The sequence below is a fragment of the Palaeococcus sp. (in: euryarchaeotes) genome (assembly GCF_053987695.1).
Genome location: NZ_JBMXHE010000071.1, coordinates 1 through 19,534 on the forward strand (window position 1 = coordinate 1; position 19,534 = coordinate 19,534).

The 19,534-nt window shown below is 45.7% G+C and carries 23 protein-coding genes; 13 read left to right on the forward strand and 10 right to left on the reverse strand.

Annotation, left to right across the window (positions count from 1 at the left end; translation table 11 throughout):
• From ACXJGZ_RS06110 to ACXJGZ_RS06125, 4 genes are all read right to left on the reverse strand, one after another.
• On the reverse strand, window positions 1-195 hold a 195-nt coding region (locus tag ACXJGZ_RS06110; protein WP_456398634.1), incomplete at its 3' end, for a hypothetical protein.
• Window positions 196-462, reverse strand: a complete 267-nt coding sequence (locus tag ACXJGZ_RS06115; protein WP_456398636.1) for a hypothetical protein — start codon at window positions 460-462, stop codon at window positions 196-198. It lies immediately after the preceding gene.
• 230 nt (window positions 463-692) lie between these two features.
• Complete coding sequence (locus ACXJGZ_RS06120) at window positions 693-1,415, reverse strand: ABC transporter ATP-binding protein (RefSeq protein ID WP_456321228.1); 723 nt, start codon at window positions 1,413-1,415, stop codon at window positions 693-695.
• A complete protein-coding gene (locus ACXJGZ_RS06125) occupies window positions 1,408-2,415 on the reverse strand; it encodes a FecCD family ABC transporter permease (protein WP_456325996.1) in 1,008 nt (335 codons plus the stop codon). Before ACXJGZ_RS06125 ends, ACXJGZ_RS06120 begins: the two co-directional genes overlap by 8 nt.
• Before the next feature lie 86 nt (window positions 2,416-2,501).
• Here ACXJGZ_RS06125 and ACXJGZ_RS06130 point away from each other — a divergent pair, with 86 nt between their 5' ends.
• Together ACXJGZ_RS06130 and ACXJGZ_RS06135 are read left to right on the forward strand one after the other, a co-directional pair.
• Complete coding sequence (locus ACXJGZ_RS06130; RefSeq protein ID WP_456325997.1) at window positions 2,502-3,770, forward strand: C69 family dipeptidase; 1,269 nt, start codon at window positions 2,502-2,504, stop codon at window positions 3,768-3,770.
• Between the two features lie 50 nt (window positions 3,771-3,820).
• Window positions 3,821-4,549 (forward strand): DUF4097 family beta strand repeat-containing protein, encoded by a 729-nt coding sequence (locus ACXJGZ_RS06135; protein ID WP_456321231.1) that lies wholly within the window; start codon window positions 3,821-3,823, stop codon window positions 4,547-4,549.
• A gap of 188 nt (window positions 4,550-4,737) precedes the next feature.
• Here ACXJGZ_RS06135 and ACXJGZ_RS06140 read toward each other — a convergent pair whose 3' ends face one another.
• The gene (locus tag ACXJGZ_RS06140; RefSeq protein ID WP_456398639.1) at window positions 4,738-5,067 is read right to left on the reverse strand and encodes a hypothetical protein; all 330 of its coding nucleotides are present in this window, start codon (window positions 5,065-5,067) and stop codon (window positions 4,738-4,740) included.
• 55 nt (window positions 5,068-5,122) lie between these two features.
• Here ACXJGZ_RS06140 and ACXJGZ_RS06145 point away from each other — a divergent pair, with 55 nt between their 5' ends.
• On the forward strand, window positions 5,123-5,767 hold the full coding sequence (locus ACXJGZ_RS06145) for a phosphatase PAP2 family protein (protein WP_456398640.1): 645 nt from the start codon (window positions 5,123-5,125) through the stop codon (window positions 5,765-5,767).
• Entirely contained in the window at window positions 5,760-6,227 is a 468-nt protein-coding gene (locus tag ACXJGZ_RS06150; RefSeq protein ID WP_456321234.1) for a COG2426 family protein, read from the forward strand. The genes ACXJGZ_RS06145 and ACXJGZ_RS06150 overlap by 8 nt, the downstream gene beginning before the upstream one ends.
• 21 nt (window positions 6,228-6,248) lie before the next feature.
• Here the strand turns inward: ACXJGZ_RS06150 and ACXJGZ_RS06155 are convergent, their stop codons facing one another.
• Both ACXJGZ_RS06155 and ACXJGZ_RS06160 read right to left on the reverse strand, forming a co-directional pair.
• On the reverse strand, window positions 6,249-7,574 hold the full coding sequence (locus ACXJGZ_RS06155; RefSeq protein ID WP_456398641.1) for a TldD/PmbA family protein: 1,326 nt from the start codon (window positions 7,572-7,574) through the stop codon (window positions 6,249-6,251).
• A 4-nt stretch (window positions 7,575-7,578) separates the two neighbouring features.
• The gene (locus ACXJGZ_RS06160; protein WP_456326001.1) at window positions 7,579-8,997 is read right to left on the reverse strand and encodes a TldD/PmbA family protein; all 1,419 of its coding nucleotides are present in this window, start codon (window positions 8,995-8,997) and stop codon (window positions 7,579-7,581) included.
• 128 nt (window positions 8,998-9,125) lie between these two features.
• Between ACXJGZ_RS06160 and ACXJGZ_RS06165 the strand changes: the two genes are divergently transcribed.
• On the forward strand, window positions 9,126-9,836 hold the full coding sequence (locus tag ACXJGZ_RS06165) for an RAD55 family ATPase (protein WP_456321362.1): 711 nt from the start codon (window positions 9,126-9,128) through the stop codon (window positions 9,834-9,836).
• Here the strand turns inward: ACXJGZ_RS06165 and ACXJGZ_RS06170 are convergent.
• The gene (locus tag ACXJGZ_RS06170; protein ID WP_293253724.1) at window positions 9,825-10,640 is read right to left on the reverse strand and encodes a GTP cyclohydrolase IV; all 816 of its coding nucleotides are present in this window, start codon (window positions 10,638-10,640) and stop codon (window positions 9,825-9,827) included. The two genes, ACXJGZ_RS06165 and ACXJGZ_RS06170, sit on opposite strands and share 12 nt — an antisense overlap.
• A gap of 99 nt (window positions 10,641-10,739) precedes the next feature.
• On the opposite strand from ACXJGZ_RS06170, the gene ACXJGZ_RS06175 reads away from it, so the two are divergent.
• The gene (locus ACXJGZ_RS06175) at window positions 10,740-11,084 is read left to right on the forward strand and encodes a hypothetical protein (protein WP_456398642.1); all 345 of its coding nucleotides are present in this window, start codon (window positions 10,740-10,742) and stop codon (window positions 11,082-11,084) included.
• Window positions 11,081-11,839, forward strand: a complete 759-nt coding sequence (locus tag ACXJGZ_RS06180; protein ID WP_456321364.1) for a 7-carboxy-7-deazaguanine synthase QueE — start codon at window positions 11,081-11,083, stop codon at window positions 11,837-11,839. The genes ACXJGZ_RS06175 and ACXJGZ_RS06180 overlap by 4 nt, the downstream gene beginning before the upstream one ends.
• Window positions 11,840-11,918: 79 nt before the next feature.
• On the opposite strand, the gene ACXJGZ_RS06185 is transcribed toward ACXJGZ_RS06180, so the two are convergent.
• Window positions 11,919-12,761 carry a PfkB family carbohydrate kinase gene (locus ACXJGZ_RS06185; RefSeq protein ID WP_456398643.1) on the reverse strand — a complete coding sequence of 281 codons (843 nt, stop codon included), beginning with the start codon at window positions 12,759-12,761 and terminating at the stop codon, window positions 11,919-11,921.
• A 129-nt stretch (window positions 12,762-12,890) separates the two neighbouring features.
• Between ACXJGZ_RS06185 and ACXJGZ_RS06190 the strand changes: the two genes are divergently transcribed.
• Together ACXJGZ_RS06190 and topA are read left to right on the forward strand one after the other, a co-directional pair.
• Window positions 12,891-13,775, forward strand: coding sequence for an ADP-dependent ribose-1-phosphate kinase (locus ACXJGZ_RS06190; RefSeq protein WP_456398644.1), 885 nt, complete (start codon window positions 12,891-12,893; stop codon window positions 13,773-13,775).
• 40 nt (window positions 13,776-13,815) lie between these two features.
• A complete protein-coding gene (topA, locus tag ACXJGZ_RS06195; protein ID WP_456398648.1) occupies window positions 13,816-15,969 on the forward strand; it encodes a DNA topoisomerase I in 2,154 nt (717 codons plus the stop codon).
• Here topA and ACXJGZ_RS06200 read toward each other — a convergent pair.
• Window positions 15,962-17,044 (reverse strand): transglutaminase-like domain-containing protein, encoded by a 1,083-nt coding sequence (locus ACXJGZ_RS06200; RefSeq protein WP_456398646.1) that lies wholly within the window; start codon window positions 17,042-17,044, stop codon window positions 15,962-15,964. The two genes, topA and ACXJGZ_RS06200, sit on opposite strands and share 8 nt — an antisense overlap.
• A 167-nt stretch (window positions 17,045-17,211) precedes the next feature.
• Between ACXJGZ_RS06200 and ACXJGZ_RS06205 the strand changes: the two genes are divergently transcribed.
• The 4 genes from ACXJGZ_RS06205 to ACXJGZ_RS06220 are packed head-to-tail and all read left to right on the forward strand — an operon-like array spanning window position 17,212 to window position 19,421.
• Window positions 17,212-17,808, forward strand: coding sequence for a DUF4443 domain-containing protein (locus ACXJGZ_RS06205; RefSeq protein ID WP_456326007.1), 597 nt, complete (start codon window positions 17,212-17,214; stop codon window positions 17,806-17,808).
• Between the two features lie 11 nt (window positions 17,809-17,819).
• Complete coding sequence (pyrF, locus tag ACXJGZ_RS06210; protein ID WP_293253679.1) at window positions 17,820-18,449, forward strand: orotidine-5'-phosphate decarboxylase; 630 nt, start codon at window positions 17,820-17,822, stop codon at window positions 18,447-18,449.
• Complete coding sequence (locus ACXJGZ_RS06215; RefSeq protein WP_456321369.1) at window positions 18,439-18,969, forward strand: RNA-binding protein; 531 nt, start codon at window positions 18,439-18,441, stop codon at window positions 18,967-18,969. The genes pyrF and ACXJGZ_RS06215 overlap by 11 nt, the downstream gene beginning before the upstream one ends.
• 5 nt (window positions 18,970-18,974) lie before the next feature.
• Window positions 18,975-19,421, forward strand: a complete 447-nt coding sequence (locus ACXJGZ_RS06220; RefSeq protein WP_456398647.1) for an FAD synthase family protein — start codon at window positions 18,975-18,977, stop codon at window positions 19,419-19,421.
• Window positions 19,422-19,534 lie beyond the last annotated feature (113 nt).

Sequence of the window (19,534 nt, forward strand, 5' to 3'; positions counted from 1 at the left end):
CATGAAAAACTTACCTTCACTTCTTATAATAAGTGTATCGTCAAAGCTTGCGATAACGCTCCCATTCACTCCATTTGCAGGAACGAGAAAAGGACACTGAACCTGTGGAGTACTGGCAGGTTGATGCTTATGGTTTAGAATAATAACAGCAGAAATAAGGAGAACAATAAAGAGCGGAAGTATAAACTTCTTCATTCATCCACCCCCTCTTGGTGTTGAGTGTGGGTAATAGGTTGCCTCACTCCAGTTGACATAATCTCGCACGGGAGAATTCTCAATTAAGAGGTTTTTCACGTCCTCGTAAGACACGCGCTTCATCGTATTCCATGTGTATTCACTCAAGTATTTAAAGAACATGTCCACGCCGTTCTCTTCAGCAAACTTGTAAAGTGCTTGAAGTTTAAGTTCTCTCAAACCAACATGCTCCACTTCCACAGTAAACGTTTGATTACCAACACACATCTCAGTGAACCCCTCAAGTGAAAGCGCGCAATTCCACCATTCCATTCATGTCATCCCTCCACATTATGGTTGCTTCCTCACGAGATTCTGCATCATTCTGTTAAACTTTGACCCTTATAAGTTCTTCCATCATGAGCAGTAATTTTACTCCCTCACGATTTTAATAATTTTTCAACCCTCCTCTTTTGACAAAAGAAAACAAGGATAATGAATAAACACCCTCTGACGAACTAAATATCCGCCAGAACCAGTGAATTTCCCTCGATCTCCACAATTTTCGCTTTAACATGATAAACTTTCTCTAAAATTTCAGGTTTGAGCTCATTTGAGCTGCCTTCCCACTCTATCCTACCTTTACTGAGGAGTATCAACCTATCCGAATATCTCAAGGCAAGATTCAGGTCATGCATCACGGCTATAATGAGCTTCTCTCCCTTCAGCTCGCTTAAAATCTCCATTATCTTGAGAGAATGGTTTATGTCAAGGTTGGAAGTCGGCTCGTCTAGAAGTATTATTTCGCTCCCTTGTGCCAGAGCTCTAGCTATCAGCACCAGCTGGTACTCTCCACCGCTCAGGTTGGTTACCAATTCTCTCCTCCTATTCCAGAGGTTAACTTTCCTCAAAGCCCGCTCTACATCTCCCCTCGTGGTATATGCCCCCATTTCTACGAATTCCTGGATTGTAAAGGCGAACTCGGAAACCGAACTCTGAGGTACATACGTTATGAACTTTGCCCTGTCTTTGGGCTTCAAATCCATCAAATTGATGGAATCAAACTCTATCCTTCCTTTGGGCTTTAAAATTCCCACCATGCACTTTAGGAGGGTGCTTTTGCCAGCACCATTTGGTCCTATGATTGATAAAAGCTCTCCTTTCTTGGCAGAGAATGAAACGTTTTCAAGCACTTTTTTTTCTCCATAAGAAAAAGAAACCATAACGCTGAGCTCACGCATAGATTTCACCTCTCTTCCTCTTTGTGAGGAGATATATGAAGAAGGGGGCACCAAAGACAGCGGTCACGATTCCCACAGGGATTTCCTGAGGTTTTATTAAAATCCTTGCAAACATATCAGCCATGACCATCAAGCTTCCTCCAAAGAGCGCACTCGCGGGAAGGAGCCTCTTGTGATTGGGTCCAAATATTATGCGCATTGCATGAGGGCTTATCAGTCCCACGAACCCTATTATGCCGCTCGTGGACACTGCAAATGCCGTCAAAAGGGAGATCACAAATATTATAGCCTTTCTGTAAAAGCTCACATCCAAACCGAGGGCAATGCTTTCCTCTCCGAAGAGGAGTAGATTGAGCTCCTTCCAGCGCAGGATGAGGAATAAAAATCCTGTAAATGACGAGAGGAAAACCAGTTTAACATCAGTCCATAAAGCACCATTAAACGTCCCCATGAGCCAGAATATGGCATTATGAATCTTTTCACGTCCCACATACACCAGATAAGAGGTTATTGCACTTGAAAAGAACCCGAAGGCTATTCCCGCCAATAGAAGTGTGTCCACGGGGATATGCCCATCCACCTTCGAAATCGTGTAAACCACATAGACGGATGCGAGAGCAAAAATCAGGGCGAACATACCCATATATTTTGGAAAATAAATCGCTGCTAAAGCTGCTCCAACAGAGGCTCCTCCGCTTATCCCAAGAATGTAAGGATCAGCCAGAGGATTTTTGAAGAGTGCTTGGGAAGCTGTTCCCGCCGATGCGAGGCTAAAGCCTACCAGATAGGCAAGGAGAACACGGGGGAAGCGTATGTCCCATATTATCGTGAAATATGTGTCGCCTGTTCCCGGACTCTTAGCTCCAAATCCGAGGTTCATTTTTATTCCGTAGATTATACTTTGAAGAACTTTGATGAGGGGGACACTAACCGAGCCTATCGATACCGCGGAGATTATGAGGAATGCTGAAATAATGCACAGTGCCAGGATGCGCTTCATGGATATCGATGGATTATTTGTCCAAGTCTTTAAAAAGATAACCCAAAGGATAAAAGGATGAAGGACGATAAATCTAAGGGATTAGCATGTGCGATATTCTGGTTGCAACGCCCAGAGCCACAGAGAAAGGCATCATGATTTTTGCTAAAAACAGCGATAGAGAGCCAAACGAGGCTCAAATCTTGGAGTTCATCCCGAGGATGAAGCATGAGGATGAGAAGGTCAAGCTGACCTACGTTGAATTCTCCCAGGTGAGGGAGACTTATGCCGTCCTTCTCTCCCGCCCTTGGTGGATGTGGGGAGCCGAGATGGGTGCAAACGAGTTCGGGCTGGCAATGGGAAATACCGCGGTTTTTACAAAGTTGAAGGTATCTCAAAGAGGCATAACTGGGATGGATATAATACGTCTAGCACTTGAGAGAACAAAGACTTCAAGGGAAGCTCTTGAGTTCATAGTCTCACTCATTGAAAATTATGGTCAGGGAGGAAACGGGAGCTACAGGCATAAACTCTTTTATCATAACTCCTTCATAATAGCGGATCCCAGAGAGGCGTGGGTTCTTGAGACCGCCGGGAGGCACTGGGTGGCTAAAAAAGTTAATGCTGTCTACTCCATTTCAAATGCCCTGACGATTGAAGATGAGTGGGACTTGGCATCCGATAGTGTGGAAAGGCTCTCTAAAAAGGCTAACTTTAGCTTCGCCCGCTATTTTTCCGATAAATTTTACACCCATTTTGCCCATGGCAGGGAGAGAAGGGCTTTTACGTATAAAAAGCTCAGGGAAGCCGAGGGAGAGATCACGCTTGAATACATGATGGAGATCCTCCGTTCGCATCAAAGAGAGCCTTTTGAGCCAGCTAATGGCTCAATGAAGGACATATGCATGCACTATGGTGGTCTAACGAGACCCTCACAGACAGCCTCATCCCAGATATCCGAGCTTAGAAAAAGCTTAAGCACTCACTGGTTCACAGGAACCTCCCTTCCGTGCCTGAGCATATTCAAGCCCATGTTTTTCGATGGTACATTTCCGGACTTAGGGGAAGCTCCGACGGATAAATACAATCCAAAGAGTTACTGGTGGCGCTTTGAGGCATTTCACAGGAGATTCCAAACAAATTACCGCACATACTTTCATGAGTTTTCAAAAGACAGGGATGCAATTCAGGCAAGGATCATCGAAAGGGAGCGTGAACTTCGAGATAAGAAATCCAAAGAACTAACACTGTGGGCTTTTGAAGAAGAAAGGAAGCTCATGGAAAAGTGGGAAGGGATCATAGAAGAAGGAAAACTCCCCTTCCTTTACGGAAGGAACTGGAAAAAGGTCAATGAGGAAGCAGGTGTTCAAAAGTGACCACACATTAAATGTCATTTGAGCACACAATACAGTTTGGAGGTGATGGCATGATAGAAGTTTATGAGAGGGAATATGAAGTAGGAAAAGTTAAGCTGGAGCTCGAAAATGTGAATGGCATGATAAAGATCCGGGGGTATGATGGAGAGACTCTCAAGCTCAGGATAGAGAAGAGCTGGGGACTTCTGGGAAGTGAACCAAAGGTCAAGATCAGAAAAGAGGGAGAACTCTTTAAGATATTTACGGAGCACAGAAAAGGGTTTAACATAAGCTTTGGAGGTTCAAAGGTAAATTTTGAGATTATGACTCCAAAGGGAGTGGAAGTGAAGCGCGTGGTTAGCGTAAACGGTACCATAGATATAACAGGTGTTTCAGGATGTATGGAAGCAAAAACTGTTAATGGGCCTATAAGCCTTAATGTTGACTGTGCAAGGAACATAAAAACAGTTAACGGGAAGATCAATGCGAAAGTGGGGAAGCTCTTGGGGAATATCAGCACCATCAACGGAAAAATTGAGGTTTATCTTGGCTCCATAGGAGAAAAGGTCAAAATTACCACCGTTAATGGACCGATAACCCTCCACCTGCATCCCAAATTTAATGCCACAGTAGATGTAAGAACCACAAACGGAAACATAAGCACGGATTTTGAGGAGATTAAAGTCATGGGAACAGGCAAACACTATGGTCCAAAAGCTGCGACCGGTACTCTTGGGGATGGGAGGAACGTCCTAAGGGTCAGCACCACAAATGGGTATATCAAAATCCTCAAGGGATGAAAGCCTCAGATACTCTCTCATCAAGAGAAACTTGGCATTCTCATTTTTATAATACTCTATGAGCTTTTCAAGCAGTTCAAGAGCTTTCTCTCCCGTGTTGAAACGACACTCAAAGCACACTCCCTTAATGGGAACAAACTCCCAAGGATGTGCGAAATAAATTCTCGGCTCTTTTAAGCGGCTGTGAATTATTCTCTGGATTCCCCCATGGAAGCCGGAAGTTCCAGCACGCCCCCCACAATGCCCACCCCTCCGGGGGTGAACGGCATCAATCCGAAGAGCAGATTGGCAAGGGATATTATCGCGAGGAGTTCAATGTTAGGATTCCATCCGAACGCAAGGGTCATATCGCCTTCGGATGTGGGGATATCCCTCCCCATCCCTGCAAGCACTGTTTTCCAGCGAAGGGCATATATAAGGGTGCTCGTATAATACAAAGCCAGTGCTATCCCCAAAAACTCCAGTCCCCTGTTGTCCAGGGACTTTATGAGTGCTATGTACTCTCCAATGTTTATCATCCCTATCCCACATTGACAGGGCACAAAAGATTAATTAACATGATAGGACAAAGGGATGGATATGAACAATCGGTTCCTCACATTTTTAACCATCATAGTAGCGGGCATGATTGCCGTTGAATGGATGGGATTATTCAATGGAATTAACGCCTATGTATACGCTCATACACCCTCAATAACTACACCCTGGGTCTCAATATTAACAAAATCGGCGGGCTTTGGAGCCTTCGGGCTCTACGTCCTGCTCTTTTTGGCATGGGATCTCAGAGAGAGGAGGTTAAACTTCCTTACCCTGAACTTCATTCTATCCCTCTTCATCGGGATGTTCTTTGTGATGGTTTTAAAGGCACTTACAGCGGTGCCGCGACCCAATGAAGCTTATCTAAATCTCTCTCTTGCCCAGGCGCTCTTAAATGCGGACTATTTTGCTTTCCCCTCCGGGCATGCGACAAGGGCATCGATTCTCGCATGCTTTTTGGGAGAGCGTTTTCCCAAATACAAGCCCCTGTGGTGGCTTTATGCAATTCTCATTGCCTTTTTGAGGCTGCTCTTACATGTTCACTGGTTCAGTGATGTTTTGTTTGCCCTCGTCCTCGGTCTCTGGATTTCGGTGATAGTTGAATCCACGGCTAAGCTCTGGCTTCCTATCTACAATTCCATCATGCAAAAATTAAGGTTGGGGGTGTTCAGGGTTGAATGAGTTCATGGAGGTATTCATGCTTTCCCTCGTGCCAACGTTTGAAGGAAGATATGCCATAGTCTACGGCATCGGGAGAGGATACCCCGTAGCTGAGACCCTCATCATTGCATCCCTTGGAGTACTTCTCCTATCTTTGGCATTGCCCCTTCTTCTCCCGCTCATAGACTGGGTTATGCTGAATCTTGATGACACGCCCTTGGGAAAATTTGCGGAACTTTATTTGAGGTATGTTCAGCGCGTAAGGAGGAAAGCCCACCCCTACGTTGAGAGATGGGGGGTTCCAGGACTCACGGTGTTTGTGGCAATACCCCTCCCGGGAACGGGTGTGTGGACGGGTGCTTTAGCAGCCTACATATTTGGAATGGAAAAAAGAAGAACAATGACTGCACTTCTTATCGGGGGTATGCTGAGCATATTGATAACTCTGATACCTAGTCTCGGCGCCTTAAAAATATTCTAAAAATTTAAAGGACGAGCATTATCACTTCGTTGCTTTCGTTATCCCAACGTCCTTAACAAGCACGTAGGGCGTGAAAACGGGAGTATCAACTTCCCACCAGTGGATGTGGTAGAGCTCTTTCCCAAGGGCATTTATCCCTTCGAGGATGTGCTGCATGTTGTCGCTAACTCTTATATTCCTTATGGGCTTTGTTATCTCTCCATTTTCAATTAAAAATGCCCCGTCCCTCGGGATTGTCGAGAAGTCCCCCTTAACATAGTTCTGGAAGCGCGTGTACCAGACGTTTGTTATATAAATTCCCCTCTTAACTTCACTGAAGAGCTCTTCCTTTGAGTAATCGCCGGGTTTTACGTGAATGTTCCAGGCCCTCGGCATTATTAAACCCGCATTTGCCGTGGTTTCCCTCTTGTACTTCCTCGCCATGCTGGTGTTGAGGAGATACGTTTTGAGCTCCCCATCCTCAATAATCGTGGTTTCCCCGGTCGGCACGCCCTCATCATCGAACTTCCTCGTACCGTAAGCGTTTGGCATGTTGCCGATGTCCTTTATGGTGACGAGGTCACTGCCGATTTTCTGCCCGAGTTTGCCCACGAGGAAGCTGAAGCCGGCTTCAACTGCAAAAGCCGACGCCATGAAGCTCATGTAGCTCATGATGTTTGCAAATGCCAACGGGTCGAAGATAACGTCAAAGGTTCCGGCTTCACCCTGAGCAGGATTAACGGCAAGCTTTGCTATCTCTCCGGATTTCCTTCCGGCTGATTCAGGGTCGAACTTCTTCAAAACCCTCACAGAGTTCGTTCCGTGGCCGCTTTCCTCATCGCCTATAAACGCCCTAACGCTTATCTCTATGCCCGTCCCCTCATCAAATGCCTCAACGCCGTTGCTCGTGCTCAGGTAAAGCCTGTTGTGGTCTGTGTAGAGGACGCCCGCGACGCGCTTCGCTCCTTCCTCAAGTGCCGCATTTATTGCCCGCTCGACGTACTCGTTCGGCTCGTCCAGCTCGACTATGGCTTTATCGAAGGTCTCGGGAATGTCTCTATACTTAAAGGGCCCCTCGGCTATTCCGTAGTAGTCCTCCTTTGGTGAGAGGCTCTTAACGCTGGCTAGAAGGGTCTTCAGGCTCCTCTCGATGGTCTCCTCATCGAGTGTCATGAGTGTTGTCGACCCTATCCTCTTCTCATACTCCACGAAGAGCTCCACCTTCCTTGAGTGCCAGTTCTTTGCAACGGTTATTTCACTGTTGGCAAATCGCACCTGACGCCTGCTTTCCTCATGACTGAGAACGACGACATCACCGAAGCCAAGCTCTTTTGCCTTCTTCAATATAAGCTCATTGATCTCCAACATTACATCACCTCCTAAGAACCACGTCCCTCAACCTCGCCGGTGCTCCGCCCATCCAGACCGGGACGCCCTGACCGGGCTCGCCCTTTCCGCATGTTCCCGGAAACATTTCGACTTCCTTTCCGACGGCATCTACGCTGCTCCAGAGACCCTTCGTGGTGATTTCAAGGATTGGCTTTCTGACCGGGTGCTTTATCTCCCCGTTTTCGATGAGATACGCCTCCCTTCCAATGTAGCGCTGCTGGTATCTGCGGTCATCGATGTTCCACTCATTGAAAGATACCATATAAACACCGAGCTTTACGTCCTCAATCAGCTCCTCGAAGGAGTAATCGCCCGGAGCCAGGTAGGTGTTTGCCATTCTAACTATCGGCTCGCGGTTGTAGTTTATAGCCCTTGCAGAGGCGTTTGAGCTCATTCCGAGGTAAGCCGCATACTCCCTGTTCATGAGGAACTCGTTTATTATGCCATTCTTTATCAAATAGCGCGGCCTCGCCTTCACTCCCTCGTCGTCATAGAGGTAGAAGCCCCAGCTGTTCGGTATCGTCGGGTCTTCTATGACGGTAACGGCATCGCTCCCAATACGCTCGCCGAGCATTTCGGGTTTTACAAAGCTCTCCCCCGCCTGAGCTGCTTCCCTTCCCATTATCCTGTCGAGCTCATAGGGATGCCCGACACTCTCATGGACGGCTATCCCAGCGACTTCTGGGCTTATGACAATGTCGACCTTGCCCTCCGGAGGTTCTTTTCCCTCCTTTATAAGCCTCTGGAGTGCCTTCACATCGTTGAGTGCCCTCTCCCATGGCTCATCCTTTTCTATAAGCTCCAGTCCGCCGGAAAATGCTCTCTGGACAAAGGGAGCCTGCTCCATCTGCCCCTCCTCAAAAACGACGAGGTTGTACGTTATGGAAACTCTTGGAATAATGCTCTCAACTAGGGCACCTTCATTGTTCATGAAAATCTTGTGCCATATGAAATCACGGTAGCTCAAAAAGCGCATTGGCACCGTTATGCCCGATCCTAAAACGCTCTCCTCAATTCTCTTCAGATAGTCCATTTTCTCCTCCGCACTTACGTCCCGGAAATCTTTCCTCATCTTCACCTCGTAGAAAACTTCATGGAAGTTCTCCTCGCTGAATTCTACCGGTCTCCTCCTTACCTTGGAGGCAGCTCTTGCAAGCTTTACGGCTTTTTTAACCGCTTTGAAAACGCTCTCCTTCGTCAGCACATTTGTGCTTGCGAAGCCCATACCCCCATCCACAAGAACCCTGATGCCCATACCTCTGTCCGCAAGGATTCCAAGCCCTTCAGGATTGCCGTTTTTCATTACGACTTCCGTCCCGTTTTTCTCCTCAAACCTTGCCTCCGCGTAAGAAGCGCCGAGTTCCATGGCCTTTTCGACTGCAAATTCAACAAGTTCATGCATGCGCATCACCTCTGATCAATGCATAGAAAGGTTGTTTCAATAAATATAAAATCTTTTCGCTTCGATGTCCATTTGAAGGAAACCGCAAGTGTATTAAATTCACATGCCATATAAAGGAAGGGATTAAAATGGGCAGTTCAGAGGGTTTGATAAGGATCCCTACCGGAATAATCGATGGGGTAATTCAAGGTGGGATACCACTCGGAAGCACAGTTCTTGTGAAGGGATGCCCAAAATCTGGAAAAAGCGTCTTTATAAGCCAGATAGCGTATAATCAGGTGAAGTCCGGTACTCCTGTTATTGGAATCCTTGCAGATGACTCCAAGGAGGATTTTTTAACATTCACCCAAGAACTTGGAATGGACTTTTCAGGATTTCAGGAGAGGATTCAGCTGATAGACATATTCTCCCTGCGCCGCAGGCGCTCTTCTTTGCTCAATGAACCTATAATCTCGGATCCCTGGGATATTATCCAGTTCATGGATGCAATAAAGGACACCGCCCTAAAATTCCTGATGGAACAACCACACCCCTATATCACAGGTTTCATATCCTCAATGAACTCTCTCTTCTTTGGAATGGAGAAGGGCATCGTCTATGAATTTTTCTCACTTCTGAAAGATTTTACCTTGAAAACAAAACAGATATGGTTCATTGAGCTCAATTCCAATCCTGATGTTGAGGCAATGCTCAACGCCCTTGCGGATGGAGTAATAGAGCTCAAACTCACGGAAGATGGGAGGAGATTTCTGAGGATTTACGGGATGAAGAGAACGACACATTCCAAAAGGTGGATACCTTTTGAAATAGGGAGGAAAGGGATAGTCCTAGGGAGATGAACCCCACGTTTCAGCTATGACATCGTGCTTGTGTATGCTCTCGTTGCTCACAACCTTAACATGGATCTTCCCTCTGAAGCGCTGCTTTGCTTTAAACATGATCTCTCTCGCAACGTCCTCAACAAATTTTGGGTTCTCATACATTCTCCTCACAACGGCGTTTTCATCCACAGTTTTCAGCAGGGTATATGTGGGAGAGCTGAAAGAACCCTCAACCACATCGATCATGTCTTCAAGGGCTATCTCCTCTCTGTAATCACCCTTCACTTCGAGTTTTGCTATAGCCCTCTGTATATGCGTCCTACCCTCATTGTTCGCCATGGCATGGGGGCAAACCGTATTTCCAAACACCTCCACCCGCAGCACCTTTTCAAAAGTTCCATCTTCCCGTTTTATTATGCCGACCTCAACATTGTAGGGTTCAAAGGTTGCCTTTCTGCTAGCAGGTGTTTCTCTCTCAAGGATCAGCTGCGTTCTAATCCACACTTCAGCCCTCTTATGGGAGTGCTTCCTTTCCAGACGTTTTATTATGCATCTTCCGAGTTCTTCCAGGGATGTGTGGGCTCTCGCAACTTCTTCCTCCACTGCCTCGCTCATGGTCTCTGTAATGCTCTCCACAAGGCGGCTCATGTGAATGCCTTTCTTCTCCTCAGGCACATCTATCGTGATTTCAAATTCAGGAATAAATGTATACACCTTCCCTTTCCAGTTTATCTTCGCAACCGTCCTCAAATTGGTAATTCCGACACGCTGGAGTTTTTCCTTGATAAGGGGAACCTCCTCCTGGGTCTCAAAAATTGGCATTCTCATCACCTCTTAGGTTCACCTAAATCCTTCCGCTTTTAAGGTTTTGCTTTGCAAAAGGACTTTAAGGTTTCACGGGTAGCATGAATAGGGATCTTTATGGAGATAAAGGTAGAGCTCGAGAAGCAGGAAAAATTTGAGGATATATACAGAATTTACACGGTCAGGGGTGATTTAAAAGAGATATTCCTGAGGTTATGGGAAGAAAATGCAGTGATTGGGATACACGAAGAAAATGAGGCTTCTTTAATGGATGACATGATTGAGGATGGGAAGGAGCTTTTTAAGCGATTGATAAGGGAGCTTGAACAGAATGAAGGTCTGGCGCAGGCAAGGCTTTTGGTATCATCCAAAGGTAGGATCTCCCTGATTGTGAAGATAGGAGCATATATAACGTGGAGGATTCTCTTAGACAGAAAGAAAGTGGAGGTAGTTGAGGGGTGAAGGTTGTTCTTGCCGAAATTTTCAACAGCTGGCAGGGCGAAGGAGGGAGCCTCGATGGAAGCGCCTTTGGAAGAAGGCAGATATTCGTGCGGTTCGCCGGATGCGACCTTAAATGTGAGTGGTGCGACTCCAGAAGATATATAATCGCCTCAAAGGTTAAAAAATGGCGCTATGAGATAGAACCTTTCTCCGGGCACTTTGAATACAAACCCAACCCTGCAGATGTTGAAGATGTTGTTGATGCCATCCTGCGCCTCGACACGGGGGATATACACTCAATAAGCTACACGGGGGGAGAACCAACACTTCAGAGGGCTTTAAAGCAAGTTATGGAGAGAATGAAGGAGCTCGGCTTCAGGAACTTCCTTGAAACCAGCGGAAGTCAGCCCAAGAGAATTGAGAGGATAGCTCATCTAACCGATTATGCGAGCGTTGATATAAAAGACGAAACGGCGAAGGCAGCAAAAGATTGGAAAGACCTCGTTTTAAGGGAAATCGAAAGCATAAAAATACTCAAAAAAGCCGGGGCAAAGACATATGCAAAGCTCGTTGTTACAGGGGAAACAAAAATTGAAAATGTGGAGTGGTATGCAAAACTTCTTAAGGGGGTTGCACCTCTGGCAATTCAGCCGAGAGAACCAATGGATATATCACAGGAAAGACTTATGGAGCTCTATAGAACAGCGGCAAAAGTTATGGGGCGGGAGAACGTGGGACTGAGCTTTCAGGTGCATAAATATTTGAACGTGCTGTAATCTTTTTAAGGTCTCCCTCCATAATATATCCGGCATTGGCCTTTGGGGTATTGATGCCCGGGATCGACACATGCTGAGCCTAAATTTCCTCAATCCTGACTTCAAGGGCTTTTTCAGAGACCTCATCCATTGTGAAATTATAGTTCCTCCTTTCTAGAAAGAGTGCCGTAAATGCATTGGCTATTTTTAACGCCGGAATGAAAGGACGTTCTCTGTAAAAATACGAAAAAGCTGCAAGAAAAGTGTCTCCCGCCCCTGTAGAGTCTTTAACACTAACCCTTGGTGGATAGTAGGCGTAAACCTTCCCCTTTCTAAGCGCAATTCCCCTGTTGCTGCCATCAGAGATTAGAGCGACTTCAACATTGCCCTTCAAGGAGTCAATGGCATTTTCAAGGCTTCCCAAGGCGGAAATCTCGTTTGCGTCGGCGTGAAGAATTTTAACTCCCCTCAAATGCCCGGGCTCAATCTTCCCTATCCCGACACCATCATTAAACTCCCTCACGAGACCCTGAAGATCCAACGCTAGATATGCCCTTTTTAGAATTTCCAAAGTCTCAACAGATATTTCACGTGCAACAGGATTTGCCAGAATCAGATCGAATTTTCTTAGCTCGGGAAGCTCGTGAGGCTTTATCTCCTCAGCTCTTGCGAGAAGCCGCAGGATCCTCTCATTCTCATTTAAATACGTTAGTTCATAGGTCGTGGTCTCCTTTGAAGGGAGCACCATGAGTTTGACCCTCTTCTCAAATTCATTCAAAAACTGTTTCGGAAAATCCCCTCCAAGTTTGGTTAAGACCGTAGCCTCTCCAAAGGTTGATAAAGCCAGAGCGGAGTAATAGGCACCCCCTCCAACCCTCTCAGAACGTCTTCGCCCTTTTATCAGAATATCTCTCGTAAGATGTCCTATAACCAGGAATTTCATATCTTAACATTGCAGATTTAAAGTTAAAAATGTTATCTCAGGAAACCTTGGTGCTCCGATCTCCCCAAGTCAGAGCAAGGGAAAGCTTAAATCCAAGGAGATGCATAGGTTAGAGTTAAGGGTGGGAACATGGATGTTGTGGGAATAGGTAATTTGAACTATGATATAATCATGCTCGTGGACAGATTCCCCGGGTTTCATGAGAAACTCCCGGCTAAGGACGCGTTCTTTGGTTTGGGCGGAGCCGCAGCAAACACCATTTCTTGGCTCGCTGTCATGGGTTTGAAAACAGGTTTTATAGGTGCCGTGGGAAGTGATGAGATTGGAGAGGCACATATAAACTATTTCAGAAAAATTGGCGTTGATACGTCAAGGATAAAAATTGTCAGGGGTTATTCTGGAGTTGCGATTGCAATGATAAAGGGTGAGGATAAGAGGATTGTGAAGTTCAGCGGTGCAAATGCTTACAAGGAGCTCGATTTTGAATATCTATCAAATACACGCCACATCCATCTGTCCTCCAATCCAAAGGAGATAATAGAGGATGCCGTGAGCTTTGCTTATGAGGGGGGTATAAGCGTTTCTTTGGATATAGGGGAAGCGGAACTTCCGGGAGAAGTGGAGGAGAATGTAACATACTTGCTGATGAATGAGGATGAGTTCAGACGGAAATTTGGGGAACTCAATAGGATCACGGACGTGAAGGCGAAGAACGTGATAGTAACGCTTAACGGCGGCGGGGCATTGATTAGAGATGAAAATGGAGATATCTGCACAACCCCAAAGCTGCATGCTAACGTGCTGGATACGACGGGAGCTGGCGACTCATTCGATGCTGGCATAATTTACGGCATTCTGAATGGATGGGAGCTTAAGGATGCCGCACTCCTCGGAACCCTTCTGGCATATTTAACCGTGCAGAGGATCGGTGCAAGAAGCGCCATAGTTCCCTTGGAAAGGATAAAGGAAAAAGCCGAAGAACTCGGGCTGAAGCTCCCCTTCGAGCTCGGCTAACTTTTTAAACATGGACTTCTATTTTATGGGGGAGGTCAACATGACGACTCTGATAATAGCAGAAAAGCCAAACGTAGCCAAAAAAATTGCATATGCCCTTGCTGAGGGAAAACCCATCAGAAAGAGCATGAATAAAGTACCCTATTATGAACTGATGAGAGATGGTAAAAAGGTCATAGTTGCACCCGCCGTTGGGCATCTCTACACTCTGGCACCCAAGATAAAAGTCTATGGTTACCCCATATTTGATATAGAATGGGTTCCTGTTTATTCTGCCGAGAAGGGCAAGAGCTATGTGAGGGATTACGTTAAAACGCTCGCGGCTCTGGCCAAGCAGGCAGATGAATTCATCGTGGCGTGCGATTATGATACGGAAGGTGAGGTAATTGGATACACCGCCCTAAAATACGCCTGCGGTGTCGACCCATCGAAGGCAAAGCGCATGAAGTTCTCGGCATTAACAAGGAAAGACCTAATAAGAGCATGGTACAACCTCGAGCCCACCATAAACTTTGGAATGGCAGATGCCGGGATAACCAGACATGTTCTGGACTGGTATTGGGGTGTGAACCTTTCAAGAGCATTGAGCTCCGCTTTAAGACGAGCGAGCGGAAAGTGGGTGGTGCTCTCAACCGGACGTGTCCAGGGACCCACTTTAAAGTTCCTCGTGGAGAGGGAGAAGGAGATAGCAAACTTCAAACCCACTCCCTACTGGGTCATCAGGATGGTTCTTGAGAAGGACGGGAAAAAGTACACCGCAAATTATGAGAAAGAGCGCATCCTCGATGAGAATGAGGCAAAGCGCATAGTTGGTGAGGCAAGGAAGGGACCTGCTTTTGTTGAAAAAATTGAAGTAAACCAGCAACAGCGAAAACCTCCTCATCCCTTCGATTTGGGGACCCTCCAAAGAGAGGCATACTCTGCCTTTGGTTATTCGCCAAAAAAGACACTGGAGATTGCACAGCGCCTGTATGAGCGCAGTCTATGCTCATATCCCCGCACTTCCTCCCAAAAACTTCCAAAAAACCTGAACTTTCGGAACATACTTCAGAACCTTGCAAAGATGCCGGAGTATAAGCCCCATGCACATGGACTTTTGGGGAAAGGAGTTCTAAAGCCTGTAGAGGGTAAAAAAGATGATCCCGCCCACCCTGCAATTTATCCTACGGGGGAGATACCAAAACCCGGAGATCTTAGCAAGGATGAGCAGAATATCTATGATTTAATCGTCAGGAGGTTTTTATCGGCTTTTGCGGATCCTGCTTTAAGGGAAATCATGAAGGTATTTATACGCTCAAACAATCACCGCTTTATTCTCAGCGGTGCCCGCACGTTGAGAGAGGGATGGCTCAAGATCTACGGCAGATATGTGAAATTCGATGATGTTTTGCTGCCCACATTTAAAGAGGGTGAATCTGTAAATGTCCTTCAAATAAAGCGTGAAAAGAAGAAAACAAAGCCTCCTGCAAGATATTCCCCAGCAAGCGTTATTAAAAAGATGGAGGATTTGGGGATAGGAACCAAGGCTACAAGAGCCCAGATTCTGGAAACCCTTTATTCAAGGGGATATATTGAGGGAAAACGAAAAATCAGGGTGACGCCTCTTGGTATGAAGGTCGTTGATGCTCTTGAGAGAAGTGTACCGAGTATTGTAAGCGTTGAACTCACCCGATCCTTTGAGGAGAAGATGGAAGAGATAATGCAGCGCAAAATTGAGAAGGAAAAGGTGATTGAGAACGCCCGGGAGCAGCTCACCAGAATTTTGAAGGAATTCAAAGAGAGAGAGCTCGAAATAGGAAAAGCCCTCCTTGAAAAGCTTATAGACAATAATACAAAGCCCAGATCAAAAGCGAGTAAAGCTAGAGAGCTCAGCCTTGAAGAACAGGAGGAAATCAAAGCAGGTGCTGAAAGCAAGTTGAAGAAAAGGGAACCCTTGGTAGTGGGCAAGTGTCCTAAGTGTGGAGGTGACTTAATAGTTCGCTATAACAGGAGAACGGGAAAACGCTTCGTTGGATGTTCGAACTGGCCAAACTGCAACGTTACATATCCTCTCCTCCAAAGGGGGGAGATTATACCGACAGGGAAAGTTTGCCCCGAATGTGGAAATGCTCCCATAGTAAAAATCAAAGAGGGAAATAGGGAATATGAGGTTTGTTTGAATATGGAGTGCAACAGAAAGAGAAGGGCTAGATAAAGATCCAATCTTCCCTCTTTTTCCACACGATTCCAAAAGCTAGTAGAAGCATGAAATAGGGAACTGGATTGTTTCTATACTCCCTAGCTTTCAGAATCCTGATTTTTTTGATACCCCGGTTTTTATCTACCTCATAGATTGTAACTTTCGAAATCTCCTTGATCCCGTCAAAGTTTGAGAGGAACTCATACAGAGGTTTAGGCGGCGGATATTGATCTAAGACGTAGTAGGTGCCATTTATATTCACAGCCGCTACCGCATGACCTCCTCCCGGAATATCCCGCTTGAACTCTACATGAAGAAGGTAAACTGGACTTATATTATTATCAAGTAGGAGAGCGACTGTAAGTAGGGCAAAATCGCTACATATACCGCTTCTCATTTGAAGGGTCTCCATAGGGGTCTGAATAAAGACATCGTTCCTAAATTCCCTCGTTGGATCATAGGGAAATTGGGCGGTTAGTGATAATATGTTATGGCATGTCTGGAGTTCATTCTTCCCCTTCAAACTTTGGGCAATTTTTGATACCTCTTTTAATGTGTTCCCCTGGAAAACACAATAAATAGCCCTCTGGAAGTTGTACCTCCAGTAGACCTCATGCTCGCATATCATGGGGTTAACCTCGATTGTCTCATTGACCTCGATTGTCTCATGATTTGAGAAGTTTGATATAACCGAGAAGGACATCCCTATGAGGAGGAAGGATAGGAAGAGACCCAGCAGGAGCCACGGGCTTACAATGTGCCTGAGTCTCCTCGGCTTCTTACCTATAAAGAGATAAGGTGGCTTAATAAACCCCTCTCTGACGAGCACATCTTCAATTTCACTTCCACACTTCCAGAGGGTTTGGAGGAGCTTATTCTTATCCTCTCTGGGAATTTTACTCAGTTCAACATCCGCAAGGAGGTGGAGATATTCATCGAAAAGAACGTCCTTTTCGGTGAAATCCACATCTTCAGACATTATCCGGGATTTCCACACTTCCAGAGCCTTGGAAACAATTGGATAACCCAGAGCCCTTATTCTAAGGGCATAGGCTTCTATGATGTCTGATATCTTATCCTTAGCTTCCATCAATCATTTGTCGACGGCATTTTTTATATCCTTTTGGAATTCCATGCTGCCGGGATAAAGGTTGGTCTGTGGAGGAATCATAATTATTGGTGACATTACCACAGTATCCGGAATTCGGGCACAAGTTTTATTTATCAAAAAATATACTAAGTTCGAGAGGTGAAAAAATGAGCTGGAAACGGGGAGCCTATCCGGAGTTCACGCTTGAGGATGTCGTGGCAACACTTTTCATACTGAAGGAACCGAAGGGGAGGAAGCAGATTTCTGAGGAGCTTGGTTTGGGAGAGGGGAGCGTTAGGACGCTTTTGAAAAAACTCTCATCGCTTGGATTAATTGAATCAAAGCAAAGGGGACACTATTTAAGTGAAAAGGGGAAGATAGAGTTTGAAAAGATTAAAAAGCTATTCTCCGAACCAAGGGTAGTTTCGAAGATAGAGAATATGAGCACCTATGCCCTAGCCGTCCATAATCCGCCCGAATTCAAGAGCATTGAACTCAGGGACGAGGCAATACGCTTTTTTGCCCGGGGTGCAATGATCTTGGTTGTGAAAAATGGGGAGATTGTGTTCCCGGAGGATGGAAGGGCATTAAAGGAAACACTTCCTGATCTGGCACGGGATTTAAAAGTTGATGCCAGAGAAGGGGATTTGATAGCCGTGACATGGAGCAGCGAGAGGCATCAAGCACTGAAGAGTGTCCTTCATGTGGCTCTATTTCTCAAGAGAGATGAACTTCCCAAGGAACTTATCAGCATTACGGAATAGGGGGAGATAGGGTGAAGAGGATAATCCTTGCGCTGGATGTTTATGATAGGGAAGAAGCCATCAGGATAGCTGAAGAGACTAAAGAATATCTCTGGGGCATAAAAGTCAACTGGCCCCTAATTTTGGGCAGTGGGCTTGGAATAATTGGAGAGCTCAAAAAATTTGGATTGCCAATAATAGCGGATTTTAAGGTTGCCGATATCCCCAACACAAACAGGCTCATAGCGAAGAAAACCTTTGAAGTCGGAGCCGATTACATAATAGCCCACGCATTCGTTGGAAGGGATAGCATAAAGGCAATTCAGGAGGAAGGGGAGGTTATACTTGTAGTTGAAATGAGCCATCCGGGCGCTAGGGAGTTCATTCAACCAAATACAGATAGGTTCATAGAGATGGCAAATGAACTGAAGCCCTTTGGAGTTATCGCACCTGCTACGAGACCTGAGAGGGTGAGATACATAAGAGAGCGGCTCAATAGAGAGATAAAAATTTTGACACCCGGGGTTGGCGCCCAGGGAGGAAGTGTGGAAGTTTTAAAAGCCGGCGCTGATTACATAATTGTGGGGAGGAGCATATATAAAAGCAAGAACCCCGGGGAGAGCGCAAGAAGAATAGCGGAGGAGATAGAGAATGGAGTTTAAAGGGAGGCAGTTCCTCAGCAAGAAGGATGTTAAAAACCTCATAAGGGATATGGGTAATATCTTTGGAGAAGAAGTTGCCCAAAAGCTTGTTAGAAAGAAAGACAGCATTGAGATAGCGACCATCGATAAGACGACCAGGATAATACTTGTAAATGGAAAACCCCGGTTCATAAAGCGTGAGGGGCTAATTTTCCCCCTGGTCTCAACGCTCTACGAGATTTCGAATGAGGAGGACTTGAGAACCTGGAAGAGAAAGGTCGTCGTTGATCAGGGTGCCGTTCCATATGTCTTGAGCGGCGCCGATGTAATGGCACCAGGCATTACAGATGCTGATGAGGAAATAAAGGAAGGAGATTTTGTTTTTGTGGTGGAGGAAGATTTTGGGAGACCCCTGGCGATAGGAATAGCCCTAATGAGCGGCAAAGAAATGATAGAAAAGAAGAGAGGAAAAGCTGTTAAAAACATACACCATGCCAAAGATAAAATTTGGGAGCTCACAGTGTACTCCGCAAGCCGGTGATCTAAATGAGGCAAGAAAAAAAGATTCGCGTTCTGGTTGGGGGAGTTTTTGATATACTGCACGTGGGGCACATCCATTTTCTCACCCAAGCAAAAAAGCTTGGAGATGAATTAGTCGTCATAGTCGCCCATGATGAGACTGTTAGGAGGAGAAAAGGAAGAGAGCCCATAAACTCCATGTACGAGCGTGCGGAGGTGTTGAAAGCTCTGAAGCCAGTGGATGATGTTGTAATAGGAGAACCTGGTGCTCTGAGCTTTGAACTTGTTAAAAAGCTAGAACCAGACATAATTGCCCTCGGACCTGACCAGGACTTTGATGTTTTAAAGCTCAAAGAAGGGCTGAAAAAGCATGGGATCAATGCAGAGGTTATTAGGATCCCCTACGTGTATAAAAAGGATATAGCAAAGACTTCAAAAATAATAAAAAGGATAATAGAACACTTTTGCGAGTAAAAATTAAAAAATAAAAAACAATTCAAGCCGGGCTGAGTTTACCCCTTATTTGAACAGGGCTGATTTTAGCGCTTATTTAAACAAACATGAGATTTAAAGCGTAAACTTTTCCA

Excerpts from the sequence above, each read along its gene's own strand:
- ACXJGZ_RS06115 (WP_456398636.1), bottom strand. The coding sequence starts at position 462 with ATGTGTGTTGGTAATCAAACGTTTACTGTGGAAGTGGAGCATGTTGGT.
- ACXJGZ_RS06120 (WP_456321228.1), bottom strand. The coding sequence starts at position 1,415 with ATGCGTGAGCTCAGCGTTATGGTTTCTTTTTCTTATGGAGAAAAAAAA.
- ACXJGZ_RS06125 (WP_456325996.1), bottom strand. The coding sequence starts at position 2,415 with ATGAAGCGCATCCTGGCACTGTGCATTATTTCAGCATTCCTCATAATC.
- ACXJGZ_RS06130 (WP_456325997.1), top strand. The coding sequence starts at position 2,502 with ATGTGCGATATTCTGGTTGCAACGCCCAGAGCCACAGAGAAAGGCATC.
- ACXJGZ_RS06135 (WP_456321231.1), top strand. The coding sequence starts at position 3,821 with ATGATAGAAGTTTATGAGAGGGAATATGAAGTAGGAAAAGTTAAGCTG.
- ACXJGZ_RS06140 (WP_456398639.1), bottom strand. The coding sequence starts at position 5,067 with ATGATAAACATTGGAGAGTACATAGCACTCATAAAGTCCCTGGACAAC.
- ACXJGZ_RS06145 (WP_456398640.1), top strand. The coding sequence starts at position 5,123 with ATGGATATGAACAATCGGTTCCTCACATTTTTAACCATCATAGTAGCG.
- ACXJGZ_RS06155 (WP_456398641.1), bottom strand. The coding sequence starts at position 7,574 with ATGTTGGAGATCAATGAGCTTATATTGAAGAAGGCAAAAGAGCTTGGC.
- ACXJGZ_RS06160 (WP_456326001.1), bottom strand. The coding sequence starts at position 8,997 with ATGCATGAACTTGTTGAATTTGCAGTCGAAAAGGCCATGGAACTCGGC.
- ACXJGZ_RS06165 (WP_456321362.1), top strand. The coding sequence starts at position 9,126 with ATGGGCAGTTCAGAGGGTTTGATAAGGATCCCTACCGGAATAATCGAT.
- ACXJGZ_RS06170 (WP_293253724.1), bottom strand. The coding sequence starts at position 10,640 with ATGCCAATTTTTGAGACCCAGGAGGAGGTTCCCCTTATCAAGGAAAAA.
- ACXJGZ_RS06175 (WP_456398642.1), top strand. The coding sequence starts at position 10,740 with ATGGAGATAAAGGTAGAGCTCGAGAAGCAGGAAAAATTTGAGGATATA.
- ACXJGZ_RS06185 (WP_456398643.1), bottom strand. The coding sequence starts at position 12,761 with ATGAAATTCCTGGTTATAGGACATCTTACGAGAGATATTCTGATAAAA.
- ACXJGZ_RS06190 (WP_456398644.1), top strand. The coding sequence starts at position 12,891 with ATGGATGTTGTGGGAATAGGTAATTTGAACTATGATATAATCATGCTC.
- topA (WP_456398648.1), top strand. The coding sequence starts at position 13,816 with ATGACGACTCTGATAATAGCAGAAAAGCCAAACGTAGCCAAAAAAATT.
- ACXJGZ_RS06200 (WP_456398646.1), bottom strand. The coding sequence starts at position 17,044 with ATGGAAGCTAAGGATAAGATATCAGACATCATAGAAGCCTATGCCCTT.
- ACXJGZ_RS06205 (WP_456326007.1), top strand. The coding sequence starts at position 17,212 with ATGAGCTGGAAACGGGGAGCCTATCCGGAGTTCACGCTTGAGGATGTC.
- ACXJGZ_RS06215 (WP_456321369.1), top strand. The coding sequence starts at position 18,439 with ATGGAGTTTAAAGGGAGGCAGTTCCTCAGCAAGAAGGATGTTAAAAAC.
- ACXJGZ_RS06220 (WP_456398647.1), top strand. The coding sequence starts at position 18,975 with ATGAGGCAAGAAAAAAAGATTCGCGTTCTGGTTGGGGGAGTTTTTGAT.